Annotated in this window: 13 protein-coding genes; 10 read left to right on the top strand and 3 right to left on the bottom strand. The window is 40.8% G+C overall.

The genetic code is table 11. From position 1 onward, the window contains the following. Positions 1-6 precede the first annotated feature (6 nt). The 9 genes from RM545_RS03505 (at position 7) to RM545_RS03460 (ending at position 11,045) form a co-directional block, all read left to right on the top strand. Positions 7-1,326 (top strand): TolC family protein, encoded by a 1,320-nt coding sequence (locus RM545_RS03505; protein ID WP_311493932.1) that lies wholly within the window; start codon positions 7-9, stop codon positions 1,324-1,326. Further along, the gene (locus tag RM545_RS03500) at positions 1,326-3,050 is read left to right on the top strand and encodes an efflux RND transporter periplasmic adaptor subunit (RefSeq protein WP_311493931.1); all 1,725 of its coding nucleotides are present in this window, start codon (positions 1,326-1,328) and stop codon (positions 3,048-3,050) included. The genes RM545_RS03505 and RM545_RS03500 overlap by 1 nt, the downstream gene beginning before the upstream one ends. 24 nt (positions 3,051-3,074) lie before the next feature. After that, the gene (locus tag RM545_RS03495) at positions 3,075-3,644 is read left to right on the top strand and encodes a DUF3347 domain-containing protein (protein WP_311493930.1); all 570 of its coding nucleotides are present in this window, start codon (positions 3,075-3,077) and stop codon (positions 3,642-3,644) included. A gap of 88 nt (positions 3,645-3,732) precedes the next feature. After that, entirely contained in the window at positions 3,733-4,299 is a 567-nt protein-coding gene (locus tag RM545_RS03490) for a helix-turn-helix domain-containing protein (RefSeq protein WP_311493929.1), read from the top strand. A 63-nt stretch (positions 4,300-4,362) separates the two neighbouring features. Next, positions 4,363-5,538 carry a hypothetical protein gene (locus RM545_RS03485; RefSeq protein WP_311493928.1) on the top strand — a complete coding sequence of 392 codons (1,176 nt, stop codon included), beginning with the start codon at positions 4,363-4,365 and terminating at the stop codon, positions 5,536-5,538. Between the two features lie 34 nt (positions 5,539-5,572). Further along, complete coding sequence (locus tag RM545_RS03480; RefSeq protein WP_311493927.1) at positions 5,573-5,707, top strand: helix-turn-helix domain-containing protein; 135 nt, start codon at positions 5,573-5,575, stop codon at positions 5,705-5,707. Between the two features lie 94 nt (positions 5,708-5,801). Further along, complete coding sequence (locus RM545_RS03475) at positions 5,802-6,122, top strand: four-helix bundle copper-binding protein (protein ID WP_311493926.1); 321 nt, start codon at positions 5,802-5,804, stop codon at positions 6,120-6,122. 68 nt (positions 6,123-6,190) lie between these two features. Then, on the top strand, positions 6,191-7,537 hold the full coding sequence (locus RM545_RS03470) for an APC family permease (protein WP_311493925.1): 1,347 nt from the start codon (positions 6,191-6,193) through the stop codon (positions 7,535-7,537). Between the two features lies 1 nt (position 7,538). Beyond that, positions 7,539-11,045 (top strand): heavy metal translocating P-type ATPase, encoded by a 3,507-nt coding sequence (locus RM545_RS03460; RefSeq protein WP_432264570.1) that lies wholly within the window; start codon positions 7,539-7,541, stop codon positions 11,043-11,045. Between the two features lie 121 nt (positions 11,046-11,166). On the opposite strand, the gene RM545_RS03455 is transcribed toward RM545_RS03460, so the two are convergent. Together RM545_RS03455 and RM545_RS03450 are read right to left on the bottom strand one after the other, a co-directional pair. Further along, complete coding sequence (locus RM545_RS03455; RefSeq protein ID WP_311493924.1) at positions 11,167-12,108, bottom strand: EF-hand domain-containing protein; 942 nt, start codon at positions 12,106-12,108, stop codon at positions 11,167-11,169. A gap of 279 nt (positions 12,109-12,387) precedes the next feature. Then, positions 12,388-14,889, bottom strand: coding sequence for a zinc-dependent metalloprotease (locus tag RM545_RS03450; RefSeq protein WP_311493923.1), 2,502 nt, complete (start codon positions 14,887-14,889; stop codon positions 12,388-12,390). 316 nt (positions 14,890-15,205) lie between these two features. Between RM545_RS03450 and RM545_RS03445 the strand changes: the two genes are divergently transcribed. Beyond that, positions 15,206-15,442, top strand: a complete 237-nt coding sequence (locus RM545_RS03445; RefSeq protein ID WP_311493922.1) for a DUF2267 domain-containing protein — start codon at positions 15,206-15,208, stop codon at positions 15,440-15,442. Positions 15,443-15,626: 184 nt separating this feature from the next. Here RM545_RS03445 and lysS read toward each other — a convergent pair whose 3' ends face one another. Then, positions 15,627-17,324 carry a lysine--tRNA ligase gene (lysS, locus tag RM545_RS03440; RefSeq protein WP_311493921.1) on the bottom strand — a complete coding sequence of 566 codons (1,698 nt, stop codon included), beginning with the start codon at positions 17,322-17,324 and terminating at the stop codon, positions 15,627-15,629. Positions 17,325-17,398 lie beyond the last annotated feature (74 nt).

Genomic DNA, 17,398 nt, shown 5'->3' with positions numbered 1-17,398 from the left:
ATTATTATGAAATCATTTATGAAATTATTCTTTATAAAATTTAAATCCCCCCTCGGGGGGGTAGGGGGGCTGTTCCCCCTTCGGGGGTTAGGGGGCTTTTTCCTTTTTTTCCTTTGGGGGCTGGGGGGATACGCCCAGAATTTGGACAACTATCTCCAAATTGCTGCGGAAAATAATCCGGAAGTAAAAGCGGCTTATACCTCCTTTGAAGCAGCACTGCAGCAAGTGCCTCAGGTTTCGTCCCTGCCCGATCCCACGCTCACCATGAGCGCCTTTGGAAGGATGGTAGAAACCCGGTTGGGAGCACAGGAAGCACGTTTTTCCTTAATGCAGATGTTCCCGTGGTTTGGAACTTTAGAAGCAAAAGCGACTACGGCAGAATTAATGGCTGAAGCAAAATTTCAGGAGTACCTCGATGTGCGGGCAAACCTTAATTATCAGGTGAAATCGGCCTATGCCGAAATTTTCCAATTATCGGCAACTATTGCGGTAAAGGAGGATAACCTGGAAATCCTGGATTCTTACCGGGAGTTGGCCTTGAGAAAATTTGAGGCCGGGAGCGCACCTATGGTAAATGTGGTAAAAATAGATATTAAGCGGGAGCAGGCAATTACTGAAATTTTGCTGTTGAAAGAGGAACTCGAAACATTAAAAACTCAGTTTAACTTACTCTTAAACCGAAGAATTAATGAAGAAGTTCTTGTTGCAGATACGCTGATGGTTGAGGAGCTATTTAATGAGATGAAGCCTGAAAATAACAATCAGCAGAATTTTAAAGATCATCCTGCGATAGAGCAGTTTAACCGGCAAGCAGCAGCTTATGAGAGTCAGCAGGTGGTAGCCAGGAAAAACGGACTTCCGCAAGTAGGCGTTGGAGTGGATTATGGAATTATTTCTGAAAGAACAGATGCGAATCCGGTGAATAATGGGCAGGATGTCATTATGCCAATGCTTTCAGTGAGTTTGCCCATCTTCAGAAAAAAATATAAAGCAGCACAAAAGGAAGCTGAACTTATGGAAACGGCAGTGCAGCAAAACAGACAGGCGAAAATCAACAATATGAAAAGTGAACTGGAGATGTCGCGCTACAAACTGAATAAATCACAGCGGTTAATTGCGCTTTACGACCGGCAGCTGGAAAGTTCTGAGCAGGCCAATAAATTGCAAATATCGGCCTTCAGTAATGCAACAGGAGATTTTGAAGAAGTGCTGCAAATGAACCAGGATATTTTAATGCTTCAGCTTCAGAAATTAGAGGCTGTAAAAGAAGCTTTTGTCGCTAATGCGAAGCTCGAGTATTTCTTCATCAACAAAAATCAGGAGTAATGAAAAACAGAAAAAATATAATAATCGTATTAGTGACACTGCTGATTGGTGGTCTTATCGGCTGGCTCGTGAAACCTTCAGAAAATGTTAGCTCTGAATCCGTTTCGGATCATGATCACGCGATGGAAGAAAATCAAATCTGGACCTGTTCGATGCATCCGCAGATTCGGCAGCAGGAGCCGGGGGATTGCCCTATTTGCGGAATGGATTTAATCCCTGTTTCTGAAGATAATGGTGTTGTTGCAGACCCTTCGGTTTTCAGGATGAGTGAAAATGCATTAAAACTTGCAAACGTAAGGACGATGACAGTGGGCAGCGGCAATGCAGAAAAGGAAGTTCGTTTAAACGGCAAAGTGGTGGTAGATGAAGGCAATGCATACACTCAGTCCACTCACATTCCGGGAAGAATTGAACAAATGCGGGTAAACTTCACCGGGGAAAGTATACAGCGCGGACAAACACTGGCGACAGTTTATTCGCCTCAATTAGTTACTGCGCAGGAAGAACTATTACAGGCACAGGCAATAAAGGAAAGCCAGCCGGAACTTTTTGAGGCGGCAAAACAAAAACTGAGAAACTGGAAAATTGGCGAAAATCAGATTCAGCAGATTTTGAATAGCGGCCAGGCGATTCAGCGTTTTCCAATAACGGCAGATGTAAGCGGAGTTGTTACTGAAAAAATTGCAGATCAGGGGGATTACCTCGAGCAGGGAATGCCGGTATACGAAATTTCCAATCTTGAAGAAGTCTGGGTGGTTTTTGATCTTTATGAAAGCGAACTCGGCTGGATCGAGGAAGGAAGTACAGTAGAGTACACAATCAGGTCCATTCCCGGTGAAATTTTTGAAGGTGAAATCAATTTTATTGATCCTTTGCTTAATTCCAACACCCGTGTGGCGCTGGCGAGAGTTGAGGTAAACAATGAAAATGGAAGGTTAAAACCCGGAATGTTTGCTTCGGGAGTGGTTACAAATCAGTTGGGACAGGATTCTTCCGAAGAAATTGTAGTGCCAAAGTCGGCAGTGTTATGGACAGGAGAACGCTCCCTGGTTTATATAAAATCTGACCTTGCAGATGGCGCGGGATTTAGATTACAGGAAGTGACTTTGGGAACGTCGCTGGGGGATTCTTATGTAATTGAAAACGGACTGCAGGAAGGTGATGAAATTGTGGTAAATGGCACTTTTACGGTAGATGCCGCAGTGCAGCTGGCCGGTAAACCAAGCATGATGAACCCCGATATTTACAAGGAAGTTCTTGATGAAACTTTTACGCTGCCGGTGGAAGCCAGAAATCAGGCGGCTTCAATAGTAGAAACTTATTTGGAATTAAAAGATGCGCTGACAGAAGATGATTTTGACAGCGCCGAAAAGTTTGCAGAAAGTCTTGGTCGAAAATTGGCAAATATCGAACCTGAGGAGCTTCAGGAGGAAGCAGGAGCTAGTCTGGCCTTTTACAAAGAGCAATTGCAGGAGAGGACTTTAGCAATCACTTCAGCCGGGGACATTTCAGAAATGAGAAGTAATTTTGATGAACTTTCAACGGTGATGATCGATTTTGTTTCCACCTTCAGGCCGGTAGATACAAGTCTTTTTGTTCAGCATTGTCCAATGGCAGATAATGATCGTGGTGCAGACTGGCTTAGCCTGTCCCGTGAAATACGAAATCCTTATTACGGTGAAGCAATGTTAACGTGTGGTGAGGTTTCCAAGGAAATAAATTAACTTTAAATATAAAATTGACAGAAAATGAAAAAGGTACTTAGAAATGCAATGTTTTTTGCTGCAATCGTAGGGAGTTTAAGTTTAACTTCCTGTAAAGATAATAAACAAGAGGAAGAGGTGGCACCACCAATGCAGAACGAGATGCACCAGGAGCCAATGACCACTGAAAATGACAATTCGGCTGAGGCTGCACCGGAATTTAGTGAGGACTCTATTGCAGAAATTTATAATGCTTATGTGGAAGTTAAAGATGCCTTGGTAAGCACTGATGCTTCAGAAGCACAGGAAGCTGCGGAAAATCTTGTAAGTACTTTAGAGGGAGATTCCGGGCGATCTGAACTACTGGAACCGGCACAAAAAATAGCTGAAAGTGAAGATGTAAATCAGCAGCGGGAAGCTTTTTCAGAATTAACCGCCGCTATGCAGCCTGTTTTGGAAGGAGCTTTGGCTTCCGGTGAAATTTATAAGCAGTACTGTCCAATGGCTTTTGAAGGGCAGGGGGATTACTGGTTTTCCAGTTCCAAAGAAATTAGAAATCCTTATTTTGGAGACAAAATGCTGAAATGCGGAAGACTTGAGCAGACGTTGAACTAATGATTACCTAATTGTAAGAACAAACTGCCGTCTTATTCTTTGTTGAATACTAAGATTGACGGCAGTTGTTTTTTCTAAAAAGCGGCTTGTGGAAAACACTGTTATTCATATTAAAAATGTTGTTTGCGGTCGTTGTATAACTACGGTGCAGCGAATTCTTTCAGACTTAAGAATCCCCTGTCGTGAAGTTTCTTTGGGAGAAGCTGTTCTGGAAAGGCCGTTAACAGATCTGGAATTGCATGACCTTCAGAAGGAATTTGAAAATGTGGGTTTTGAATTGCTTCAGAAAAAACCGGAGCGCATCATTAACAGCATAAAGTCTATTATTATCGAACAGGTCTATGAAGAGGGTTCTAAAAATGATAATCTTTCTAAAATCCTGAGCGAGCGGCTTCATTACGATTACAGTTATCTTACCAACCTGTTCAGCAAAAGTGAAAAACAAAGTATCCAGAGTTTTCAAAATTCCATCAGGATCGAAAGGATCAAAGAGTTACTGGAATATGATGAACTAAGTATTTCAGAAATTGCCGATATATTGGGCTTTGGCAGTGCTGCCTATCTTTCAACTTTCTTCAAGAAGGAGACCAAAACAAGTCCTTCAGGATACAGGATTTTACATTTGAAAAGGAACAAAGGCCTTGATTTTTTTTAAATTTGTGTATTGGATTAAGAGCCCAAAGTTTTATACTTGTAAAAGCTTAAAAAATACATAAAAATGGCCAGCAATACTCAGACAAGTCTTTTCGATACTTATGAAAATGTCCAGCTACCATCTTCCACAGATATTATAAAATCTCTTAACATAAAAGCCAAACCCGGGGAGGATCCCGGCCTTAGCAAGCTCAAACATAATTTTAACCACCGCCTTAAGGGCATTGCCAAACTAAAGGATGAAATAGAAAAACTTCCAAAAGTTTTTGCTATGCTGAACGAAAATTTCAGTAAAATCGTCAAGCCCACCGAAGAAAGTTTGGTAAAAAGTAAACTGGAGCTTATAGAAACCATGGATAGCGCGTTCAATAAAAAGTCATTTTCTGAAAGTCAACGAGAATATATACGTTCTTTGATGCTTAGGGAATTAAACAGCATTTCGGAAATGGGTTACGAGTATGATGAAAAATACGAGAAATATTTTGAAATGGACATGTTAGAGATGTCAGAGGGATCTACAGAATTTTTTCAGGAAATGGTGAACGATATGATGGGGATAGATGTGGATATTGAAGATATTTTAGGTGAAAAAAAACTTTCTCCTGAAGCCTTTGAAGAAAAATACGGGAAGGAAATAAATGAGAAGGCCAAAGCTTTTAAGGAAGAACAGGAAAATCAAAAGCAGCAACCTAAAAGCAGGCAGACAGCGACAAAGGAATTGGGTGAACCCGATCTAAACCTTCATTTTATGAAAACCTACAAAAATATTGCAAAAAGGATCCATCCAGATTTGGAGCAGAATGCAACGATAAGAAAAGAGAAGGAAAAGCTTATGCAGGAACTTGCCAGTGCCAAAGACGACCTGGATTTATTTCAGCTAATTTCAATTAAATTAAAAGTAGAACAAATTGAAAATAAGGAAGTGGTTTTGGATGAGGCTTATCTGAAATTATATGCAGAACGGCTTTTGGAACAAAAAAAGAACCTGGAAACCGATATTTTTGTGATGAAAAAACAATCGGGCAGAAACTCATGGTTATATCAAAATTTTCATGCACAACACGCGACAACTACGAGGAAACGTTTGGAAGCCTTTCAAAAAGAACTGCTTTCAGAAAACGATTATTACAAGGAATTGAACAAATCCCTCAAAACAGTAAAAGGAATGAAAGAACACATTAGGGCAGAACGGAAGGTTGATGACAGTATGTTTCAGGATATTTTCGATGTAAATTACTGAAAATAAATCCTATAGTAATTTAAAGTGCAAGGCCGTGATTTTCATATTTAATGTGGGCTTTGCCAGTGCGGCTTATCTTTCTACCACTTTTAAAAAAGCAACAGGATTAAGTCCTTCACAATACAAAACACAGCACCTGAACAATCGTAATACGCTCGATTCTGTTTAAGTTTCCTTAAATGTGTAAAATCTTACCATAATTTTAAAAGTTTCTTCCGCTTATCATTCTTAATTTAGGGTAAACCAATAAAAATCAAATTATTATGAGAAACGAGAAATTTATTCACGCACTTGGGAATTGTATTAACCATTGTAATTATTGTGCAGACGCATGTCTGGACGAGGACAATTTAAAGAAAATGGTTCCGTGTATAAGAACCGATAAAGTTTGTGCAGAAGCCTGTGCAGCACTGGTGCAAATATTGGCTATAAAGGATGCCGATGCGAAGGGACTGGTTGAATACTGCCAGAAAGTATGTAGAGATTGCGCCGAGGAATGTGAAAAACATGATTCGCAACACTGTAAAGATTGTGCAAAAGCATGTAGAGAATGTGAACAAGCTTGTAAAACTTATTTAGCATAAGTAAAATGATCAGCTAGTAAATAAATAAAACCCGGTTTATCTGGGTTTTATTTTTTAATACGAATTATATGAGTCAATACGAAAAGAACAGTCTTAGCCTTGGAAACGCAGTGGCTATGGGAACCGGGGTAATGATAGGTGCAGCAATTTTTGCCCTTTTAGGACAGATAGCAGAACTTGCAGGTGAATATTTTGCGCTTGCTGTTGTAATGGGAGGGGTTATCTCCGGATTTAGCGCTTATTCCTATATCAAAATGGCGCATGCGTACCCGTCGGCTGGGGGTATTGCGATGTTCCTTCAAAAAGCCTACGGGAAAGGGACCATTACGGCTTTTGCGGCCTTGCTCATGGCTTTTTCAATGGTTTTAAACGAAAGTCTTGTGGCGCGTACTTTTGGTACTTACACCATGCAATTGTTCAATGGAAGTGAAAACAGCTTTTGGGTTCCTGTGCTTGGAGTGGGACTTCTGGTCGCTGCTTTTGTGGTTAATATCCTTGGAAACGAAGTCATTGGTAAAACAGCAATGACTACTGCAACCATTAAAATTGGCGGAATTTTGATCTTTGCAATTGGAGCACTTTGGGCAGCCGATTTTAGTGTGGGTTCTGCTATGCCTTCTGAGGCACCCGAAAATAGTTTCACCAAATATATTGCCTCTCTTGCACTTGCTATTCTTGCCTATAAGGGCTTTACCACTATTACCAATAGCGGGGGAGAAATAAAAGAGCCTCATAAAAATGTGGGACGGGCGATAGTATGGTCGCTGGTAATCTGTGGTGCTGTGTATTTTATTACTGCCCTTGCAGTAGGATCTAACCTGGAAATCCCTCAAATTATTGAAGCAAAAGATTATGCTTTGGCAGAAGCTGCGCGTCCTCTATATGGAGATTTCGGTTTGTGGTTTACGGTTGGGATTGCCATAGTCGCTACCATAACAGGAGTTATTTTTAGTGTTTTTGCAGTTTCAAGAATGACGGCGATGCTCACCAATATGAAATTGATTCCGCATTCTAACCTGGGATTGCCGGGAAATATTCAGCAACACATGCTGGTATATATTGTGGTGCTCTCCATCGCATTAACGATTCTTTTTGACCTTTCAGGAATTGCAGCTATGGGCGCAATATTCTATTTAATAATGGACATTATTATTCATGTGGGAGTACTGCGCCATATGAAAGAAAAGGTGAAAGCAAACCCGGCAATTGTAATTACGGCCATCGTTCTGGATGCAGTGGTATTAATAGGATTTGTATGGGTAAGAGCGCAAACAAACCTAACCGTAATTATTGTCTCTGCAGGCTTAATTGTGGTAACTTTTTTCGGAGAAAAATTATTTCTGAAGAATACTGATCAGGAAGGTAAACTGGAAGATTCTGATGAGGATCAGAATGAAAAAAGTAATAAGAATTAGAATGAAACACACCTATAAAATCACCGGAATGACCTGTAACGGCTGCCGTTCCCATGTTGAAGAAGCTCTAAATAAAGTTGAAGGAGTTACAAATGCTTCCGTTGATCTGGAAAAAGCCGAAGCCGAGATTGAAATGAAGCGGCACATCAAAATTGGCAAATTTCAGCATGCACTAAAAGAAGCGGGCGGAAATTATGAAATTCTGATGCCTTCAGAATCTTCTTCGGAAGGGAATTCTGGTGAAAACCTGATGAAACATACCTATAAAATCACCGGAATGACCTGTAACGGCTGCCGTTCTCATGTTGAAGAGGCTTTGAACAAGGTGGGCGGTGTTATAAATGCTTCAGTTAATCTGGAAAAAGCCGAAGCGGAGATAGAAATGCAGCGGCATATCAAAATTGACAAATTTCAGCATGCATTAGAAGAAGCGGGCGGAAATTATGAAATTCTGATGCCTTCTAAATCTTCTTCGGAAGGGAATTCTGGTGAAAACCTGATGAAACACACCTATAAAATCACCGGAATGACCTGTAACAGCTGCCGTTCTCATGTTGAAGAAGCTCTGAACAATGTTAAAGGCGTTACAAATGCTTCCGTTGATCTGGAAAAAGCCGAAGCGGAGATAGAAATGCAGCGGCACATCAAAATTGGCAAATTTCAGCATGCATTAAAAGAAGCGGGCGGGGATTATCAAATTCTGATGCCTTCTGAATCTTCTTCGGAAGGGAATTCTGGCGAAAACCTGATGAGACATACCTATAAAATCACCGGAATGACCTGCAATGGCTGCCGTTCTCATGTTGAAGAAGCTCTGAACAATGTTGAAGGCGTTACAAATGCTTCCGTTGATCTGGAAAAAGCCGAAGGGGAGATTGAAATGAAGCAGCACATCAAAATTGACAAATTTCAACATGCATTAGAAGAAGTGGGCGGTAATTATCAGATTCTGATGTCTTCTGAATCTTCTCCGGAAGGGAATTCTGGTGAAAACCTGATGAAACACACCTATAAAATCACCGGAATGACCTGTAACGGTTGTCGCTCGCATGTTGAAGAAGCTCTGAACAAGGTCGAAGGTGTTACAAATGCTTCCGTTAATCTTGAAAAAGCCGAAGCGGAGATAGAAATGAAGCGTCACATCAAAATTGACAAATTTCAGCATGCATTAAAAGAAGCGGGCGGGAATTATGAAATTTTCATTCCGGGGGAAGAAGTCCATCATGAGCATTCAGAAAAAGAGAAACCTAAGGGTAAAGGTACGGGCACTTTTTACTGCCCAATGCATTGTGAAGGGGAGAAAACCTACGATGAACCGGGTGATTGTCCGGTTTGTGGAATGGATCTCGTCGAGGAAATGAGTCTTACCTCCTCCTTCGGAGGGGGGCAGGGGGGAGGATACACCTGCCCAATGCATCCGGAAATTGTAGAGGATGAGCCGGGAGATTGCCCAATTTGCGGAATGGACCTGGTGCCGGTCCAGGCTGATGCTTCTGCCGAGAAGAAAACATATCAAAAACTACTGAAAAAATTCTGGATTGCTGCAGGTTTTACTTTGCCCATTTTCCTTATCGCGATGAGCGAAATGCTGGCCGATAATCCGCTGTATGAGGCGCTGGATATGTACTACTGGAATTGGATACAATTGGGACTTTCCATTCCGGTAGTTTTTTATGCCACCTGGATGTTCTTTGAACGCGCATGGAAGTCTGTTACTTCCTGGAACCTGAATATGTTTACACTCATTGGAATAGGCGCTGGAATTGCCTGGATCTTCAGTGTATTTGGATTAATTTTTCCTGATTTTTTTCCGCAGCAATTTAAAACCGAAGCTGGAACCGTTCATGTTTACTTTGAAGCGGCCACTGTTATTTTAACGCTGGTTTTACTTGGTCAGTTATTGGAAGCCCGTGCTCATAGCCGGACGAATTCCGCAGTAAAAGAATTACTGAAACTTGCTCCAAATAAAGCCATTCGCGTGGTAAACGGAGAAGAAGAAGTGATTGCTACAGATAAAATTCAGGTTGGAGATATTTTGCGTATTAAACCCGGAGATAAAATCCCGGTGGACGGAATAATCGAAAAAGGCGAAAGCAGCCTGGATGAATCTATGATTACAGGGGAACCGATTCCGGTAGAGAAAAGTAAAGGCGATACGGTAACTTCAGGAACTATAAACGGAAATCAAAGTTTCACGATGAAGGCCGAAAAAGTGGGCAACGAAACCCTGCTGGCGCAGATTGTAAAGATGGTGAATGATGCGAGCAGGTCGCAGGCTCCTATTCAGAAACTGGCAGATAAAATTGCGGGATATTTTGTGCCGGTGGTGGTCATAATTTCGGTGGTCACTTTTATTATTTGGGCCATTTTCGGACCGGAGCCGAGTTATGTATATGCGCTCATAAATGCCATTGCAGTGCTGATTATCGCTTGTCCCTGTGCTTTGGGACTTGCAACTCCAATGTCTGTCATGGTAGGAGTGGGGAAAGGTGCGCAAAATGGTGTGCTGATTAAAAATGCACAGGCGCTGGAACAAATGGACAAGATCGATACCCTTATCATTGATAAAACGGGAACGATCACCGAAGGAAAACCATCTGTAGAAAAAGTAGTTGCTGCGAATGATTTTTCTGAAGAAGAAGTTCTGCAGAGAATAGCTTCAGTAAATATTTTAAGCGAACATCCTTTAGCCGAAGCCACAGTGAATTATGCTAAAGAGAAGAACGTGAAGATTTCGGAAGCCGAAAAATTCAGTTCCGTAACGGGAAAAGGAGTGACGGCAAATCTTCAGAATCAAAAAATTGCCATCGGGAATGAAAAACTGATGAAAGACGTTGCTGCTGAAATTTCTTCAGAAGTAAAGGAAAAGGTTTCTGCAGAACAACAATTGGGAAAAACCGTATCCTATCTGGCGGTGGATGGTAAAATAGCCGGGTTTATCACCATTACAGATCCTATTAAGAAGACCAGCCGGGCGGCAATTTCAGAATTAATAAGTCGCGGAGTTGAGGTGATTATGCTTACCGGCGACAATAAAAATACAGCTGCTGCGGTGGCTGAAGAATTACATCTCACCGACTTTAAAGCAGGAATGTTGCCGGAGGACAAACTAAATGAAGTAAAACGGTTACAGGCAGAGGGTAAAAAAGTCGCTATGGCCGGTGATGGAATTAACGATGCGCCCGCCCTGGCACAATCTGATATTGGAATTGCTATGGGAACCGGCACAGATGTGGCCATTGAAAGCGCAAAAATTACGCTGGTGAAAGGAGATTTACATGGAGTGGTAAAGGCTAAAACGCTGAGTAAAAAAGTGATGAAGAATATCAGGGAAAATCTCTTTTTCGCGCTTATTTACAACTCTTTGGGAGTACCAATTGCCGCCGGAATTTTGTATCCTTTCTTTGGGATTTTACTTTCCCCCATGATCGCTGCGCTGGCGATGAGCTTTAGTTCGGTTTCTGTGATTGCGAATGCTTTAAGGCTGAGAGGCGCAAAGATTTCCTGATACGATTTTTTAAAGTTGAGACAAATGAAAAGGCCGGAAGAAATTTTTCTTCCGGCCTTTCATCTTTCAAAATTACCAGCCAATTATTTACCGGCTTGTATTTTCTAGTTTGCTTAAGTTATTACCAGGAATAATAGTAAGGACTATAAACATTATATTCACTCTCATTTAGATACCCGTCAAAATCTGTATCCCAGGTGTTGTAAAGACCGGTTCTATACTCATTGACATCTACATAGGTATCAGTATTTGCGTCATACTCATCAAACCATGGAGAGTCAACAAGGCTTGCGTTCCATTCCTCATCACTTAGAAAACCATCCTCATCTGTATCATAAACTGAGAAATCTTCATCGTCGTAATATGTTCCATACATAGTTGTATAACCAGTATTCCATTCATCTTCGCTTAGGACATCATCATCATCTGTATCGGCATTTGCGAAGTTGACAGTATAAAATTCATCTTCATCTAAAACCCCGTCTTCATCGATATCCCAGGCAGTGTAATCATAGTCATAGAAAGCATCAAATTCATCTTCATCGATATTTCCATCGGCATTCGTGTCAAAATCAGCAAAAGCACTGGTTTCAGTGTCTTCCATAGTAACTGTAATCATTTCAGTTGCAAGGGCTCCGGTATCATCGGTGATAGGATCATCATCAATATCCCATTCGCCAAGAATACCATCTTCATCATCAGCATAAAGTTTCAGGACGATTTCATTTTCACCCATCATAAGATTCGCATCTTCATTAAGGACAAGCATAATATCACTTGTTGTAATATCATCTCCTTCAATCATTTCTGGATCAGTAATAAAATTATTAGTATCCTCTTCATCTGCATGTAGCGCTACTAACCAGCTATCCTGCCCAACAGTAACGCTTTGCACCATAATCATGTTATTAGTAAGGGTTTGGTCGTTTGCAATAATACTTCCAGTTGGGTCTGGTATAGGTTCTATTACGTCGTCATCTTCGTCGCAACTTGCCAGTCCTACCATTAAGACTAAAGCAAAGAAGTACTTACTGTACTTTTCAAAATTCATCATAGATTTCATAGTTTTTTATTTTACGGTTAATAAATTATAAAGCCCAATTTGTGAAATTTTAAAAGCCCGGTGAAATTTTGGGGGCTGTTTAATCTTACTTTAACTCGAATCTTAAAGCGGTTTAAAAATTAGTTTAGATAATGGGAAGTATTGTGAAAAAGCGTTAACCATAAAGTACTCCTTAACCTACGTTTTTACTGGAAAAACGTAATTTCCGTTGCAAAAAAGACATTCATAAAAAAAGCCTGCCACTAAAAAATGGCAGGCTTCTACATTTGTTAAGGGTAATTATCCTTTAGCAATAGGATTCAGTATTAAATCTATACGTTCCAGAGCGTCCTGTAAATGATACCTGGTTAACGTATCACCAGAATTGTAAACAGAATTTCTTATCTGCCTTTGGAGGGCTTTAAGTTCTCCACGTACTACCGGACGTATATCACTTTGGGCAACATCTATACTGCTCTGCGTAACCCAACTTCTATATCGCGCCGGAATCTCTGCCTGCTCTTTGGTCATTAAGTACTCCATCCTGTCCAGATATGCACGCTGAAGGTTTCGGCGATACCTGTCTGTTTTTCCTCCTGAAGATAATTCGCTCCAGATTCCTTTTCTAAGATCGGTCATCATGTTTAGTAGGGAATAAGCTTCGCTGCCGTTAACTTCTTCATTTTCCATCAATCGCGCCATTCTTCCGAAATCGAGGATGTTATTAAGCGCGCGTTCCTGCATACTTCTTATCCTTTCAATATTTCCGTCGAATTCAACTTTATTAAAGATATTAGGATCCATGAGCCATTCAGGAGTTTCAAAGAGCTGAGTGTGTAAAAAGTTCATAGCTCTTTGTTGTTTCTCTTTGTCTACATGAGTATAAACTGCACCTTCCTGATCGTAGGTTTTGTAATTTTCATAAATTCCTCCAATACTGGCTGCAACATGACCCATGTACCTGTTATACTGGCCTACAATCTGCCCGTAAAGGTCATCCAGATCTTCATAATCCTTTCCATCTTCTGCAGTCCATTCCAATAGATTTGGAAGGATACGCTTCAGGTTTTTAATTCCATATTCACTTGCAAGAACAGCGTCATCACCAAGGTCTTCAGTTTGTGAACTTGGATCTATTACTCCGCCACTTTGCTGTCTTCCGAAGCGATACATAGGATCACCGGCATGTTCCAGGATCCATTGGTCAAGAATCTCTTTTTCTTCTCTTCCTTCTTTCTCCGGAATAGGACGGTAACCCCACTTAACAGCATACTTATCATATGGGCCGATATTTGGCATTAGAGCAACATCACCATCTCCCGGCTGTGCGATATAATTAAAACGTGCATAATCCATAATAGAAGGAGCTGTACCAAATTCTGCCGTAAAAACAGGATCACGTAGCTTTTCTACCGGATAAGCAACGCTGCTTCCCATATTATGCGGAAGGCCAATCGTGTGACCAACTTCGTGAGAAGAAACAAAACGGATTAGGCGTCCCATAACTTCATCTTTAAAGGCAACGTTTTGTGCATCTTCGTTAATTGCAGCCGTTTGTACAAAAAACCAGTTTCTCAACAGCGTCATTACATTATGGTACCAGTTAATGTCTGATTCCAGGATTTCTCCTGAACGCGGATCGCTCACGTGTGGCCCGTTTGCATTCGGAATAGGGGAAGCAAGATAACGTACTACCGAATAACGTACATCTTCAGGACTCCAGTCAGGATCTTCTTCTTTAGAAGGTGGGTCTTTAGCGATAATTGCGTTTTTAAAGCCTGCTTCTTCAAAAGCCACCTGCCAGTCTTCAATTCCCTGTTTGATATAAGGAACCCACTTTCTTGGAGTGGCTCTGTCTATATAATAAACGATAGGTTCCTTTGGTTCTACCAGCTCGCCTCTTTTGAACTTCTCCATGTCTTCCTCTTTTACCTCAAGTCTCCAACGGTCTAAGTAACGGACTTCCTCACTTTTTTGAGCATCCAGACCATAATCTGTCTGTTCTCTTGCGAACCAGCCAACACGTTGATCGAAATAGCGACGTTCCATTGGCTCTTTTGGCAGTAAAATCATGGAATTACTGAATTCTAAAGAAATAGAACCTAAACTGCTGTTAGAAGGAGGGTTTCCGGCATTGTAGGTCTTTACATGCCTTACTTCTACGTTTTCGGGATAACTTCTAATGGTATCGATATAAGAACGATCCTCGTCCAGACGGGATACTTTATATTCTTCCCGTTCATCATCCTGAAGGCCCAGCGCCATAATATCTTTGGTGTAAAGTGCAGTAACGTCAATAACCACATTATTATAAACCGAATCTTTCCGTACGGTCTGAATAGGAAACTTCTGAAGGATTGGTTCAAAATTAGAATTTACCACAGCCTCGTGCACCGGTAAAGAATCTGCCGCGTAAACTTCATAAGAAACTACGCGAAGCAAAACATCGTCACCTTTCTTTTCCCATTTATGAACCTGAGTATTTTGTTTTCCACCACCAAAGCCAATTCCGCTGGCAGTTTTCGCAATCCGGGTCACCGTGAGCATTTCGCGGTTAAAGAGACTGTCCGGAATTTCATAATAGTATTTATCGTCCACTTTATGTACCGTGAACATGCCTTCATCTGTTTTTGCATCTTTGGTGATTACTTTTTTGTAAGGCTTTAGCTTGTCTTTGCTTTTGGCTTCTGTATTTGCTGAAGTTTGAGCGTTTTCAGTTTTTCCTGCCTGAAAAACAGCACAACCGGAAACAGATACAGACAAAGCCACAAGTAGCGCCTTGTAAGAAAAATTTTTAATCATGAATTTTTTAATTGAGGGTTTGTTTATTTAACAGGAGATCTGAATGATAGAACAAGATGATCTCCCGTTGTTTCTTTGACTCGTCAAAGCCTGAATGGTTTAAAAATAAGTTAAATAATATGAATTGGAGAAAGGGTACAGAGATATTTTAATTGGAATTTTTCCAAAGGAGGACGTCTGTTTCTATAGATCTTGCTCCGTATGAAGTTGATACTACTTTGAAGGACAGTGTGATAATCCTTTGTTAAGCTCTGTTTAAGACTGGGAAAAATGGTATTTACTGATTAAATTGAAGAGTAAAATAAAAAAGTAAATTATGAAAAAAGTAGTGCAATTAGTAGCCCAAAAAGCAGGAATTACAGAATCACAGGCAGAAACTGCAGTGAGAACAGTAGCATCTTTTCTCAAAGATAGATTACCCCCCGGGATTGCTGGACAGGTAGACAAATACCTTAATGATGAGCCTGATGAAAAAAAGGATGAAGGTAACAAAGCTGATGATGGCATTAGTGGGATAGGAAATAAATTTAGCAATACATTTGGCCCAAAATAAAGCTTCGGCTAATCTAAAACAGAAACCCCCTCGTTCTTTTTGGAAGAGAGGGTTTCTGTTTTACAATTATGCCAGATTTCTCTAAAGCTAATTTTTTCGAATCCTTCACTTCGACAGGCTCAGTGTGACGTGATTAGTCGGGCTGAGCCTGTCGAAGCCTTTTGAGGTTTATAATTAGCACCACCTAAAACCACTTTTCAACATCTTCCAGTTGAAGGGCGGCTATAGGCAATTTGTTTTTCTTCCTTAATCCGTTAAGCTTTTGGTGCACTTGTGTAGGCTTATTTTCCTTTAATTTGGAAACGCTTACAAATTCATGCATCACCACATCTACCCATTCCTGCGGGACCCCGATTTTGATAAAATCTTCCGGTTTTGGGGTGGGAGCTTTCTTCTCTGGTTTCATTTGCGGGAAGAATAATACTTCCTGGATGGATTGTTTATTGGTTAAAAACATGATCAACCTGTCCATTCCAATTCCCAGTCCCGAAGTTGGAGGCATTCCGTATTCCAGTGCACGAAGAAAGTCATCGTCGATAAACATTGCCTCGTCATCTCCTTTTTCAGAAAGCTTCAGTTGTTCTTCAAACCGCTCACGCTGGTCTATAGGATCATTTAATTCAGAATATGCGTTTGCAATCTCTTTTCCGCAGACCATTAGCTCGAAACGCTCCGTCAATTCCGGATTGTCACGATGTTCCTTACAAAGCGGACTCATCTCTTTGGGATAATCTGTAATAAATGTAGGCTGGATAAAATTGCCCTCACATTTTTCACCAAAAATCTCATCGATGAGTTTTCCTTTACCCATCGTCTCATCCACTTCTATTCCCATTTCTTTGGCAGCTTCAAAAAGCTCTTTTTCAGATTTTCCGGTAACATCATAACCGGTAAATTCTTTTATCGCATCAATCATTGTGATACGCTTGTAGGGAGCTTTAAAATCTACCTGGTGCTTTCCAAAAGTTGCCTCTGTTGTGCCGTTAACAGCAATCGCACAATGTTCGAGAAGTTTTTCGGTAAAATCCATCATCCAGTTGTAGTCTTTATAAGCTACGTAAATTTCCATTGCGGTAAATTCCGGATTATGGGTCCTGTCCATTCCTTCATTTCTGAAGTTTTTTGAAAACTCATAAACTCCGTCAAAACCCCCAACAATTAGGCGCTTTAGATACAATTCATTCGCAATTCTTAAGTAAAGCGGAATATCGAGTGCGTTGTGATGCGTGATAAAAGGCCGCGCCGCAGCACCTCCGGGAATAGATTGGAGGATAGGAGTTTCAACTTCAAAATAACCTTTGTCGTTGAAGAAATTCCGCATTGCATTAAATAATTTCGTGCGTTTTATAAAGATTTCTTTTACCTGTGGGTTTACCGCTAAATCGGCATAACGCTGGCGGTAACGATGTTCAGGATCTTTAAAACCATCATGAGTATTTCCTTCTTTATCGGTTTTAGGAAGTGGCAGCGGGCGCAAAGATTTGCTCAAAAGGCTGTAATCTTTTACCATTACCGTCATTTCCCCAACTTTAGTTTTAAAAAGTTCGCCTTCGATGCCTATAAAATCACCAATATCGAGCAGCTTCTTGTAAACATCATTGTATTTACTTTTATCCTCACCCGGGCAAATTTCATCGCGGTTAAAATAAACCTGAATTTTTCCTTTTGAATCCTGCAATTCCGCAAACGAGGCTTTTCCCTGGATACGTCGCGACATTAACCGACCTGCGATGACCACTTTTTTTCCTTCTTCAAAATCGGACTTTATTTCAGAAGTAGTGTGGTCCACCGGGAAAAGTTCGGCTGGATAAGGATTGATTCCGGATTTTCTAAGGGCAGATAGTTTTTCCCTTCTTACAATTTCCTGTTCAGATAGTTGCATGATGTTATTTTGTCAATTATCGCCCGGCTTATACCTTTGGCAGGTGCAAATATAATGACAATCAGGCTATCCAC

Source organism: Autumnicola lenta (genome assembly GCF_031846515.1).
GTDB lineage: Bacteria > Bacteroidota > Bacteroidia > Flavobacteriales > Flavobacteriaceae > Autumnicola > Autumnicola lenta.
Note: the sequence above shows the minus strand (reverse complement) of the source record. Positions and strands in the feature narration are given on the sequence as shown.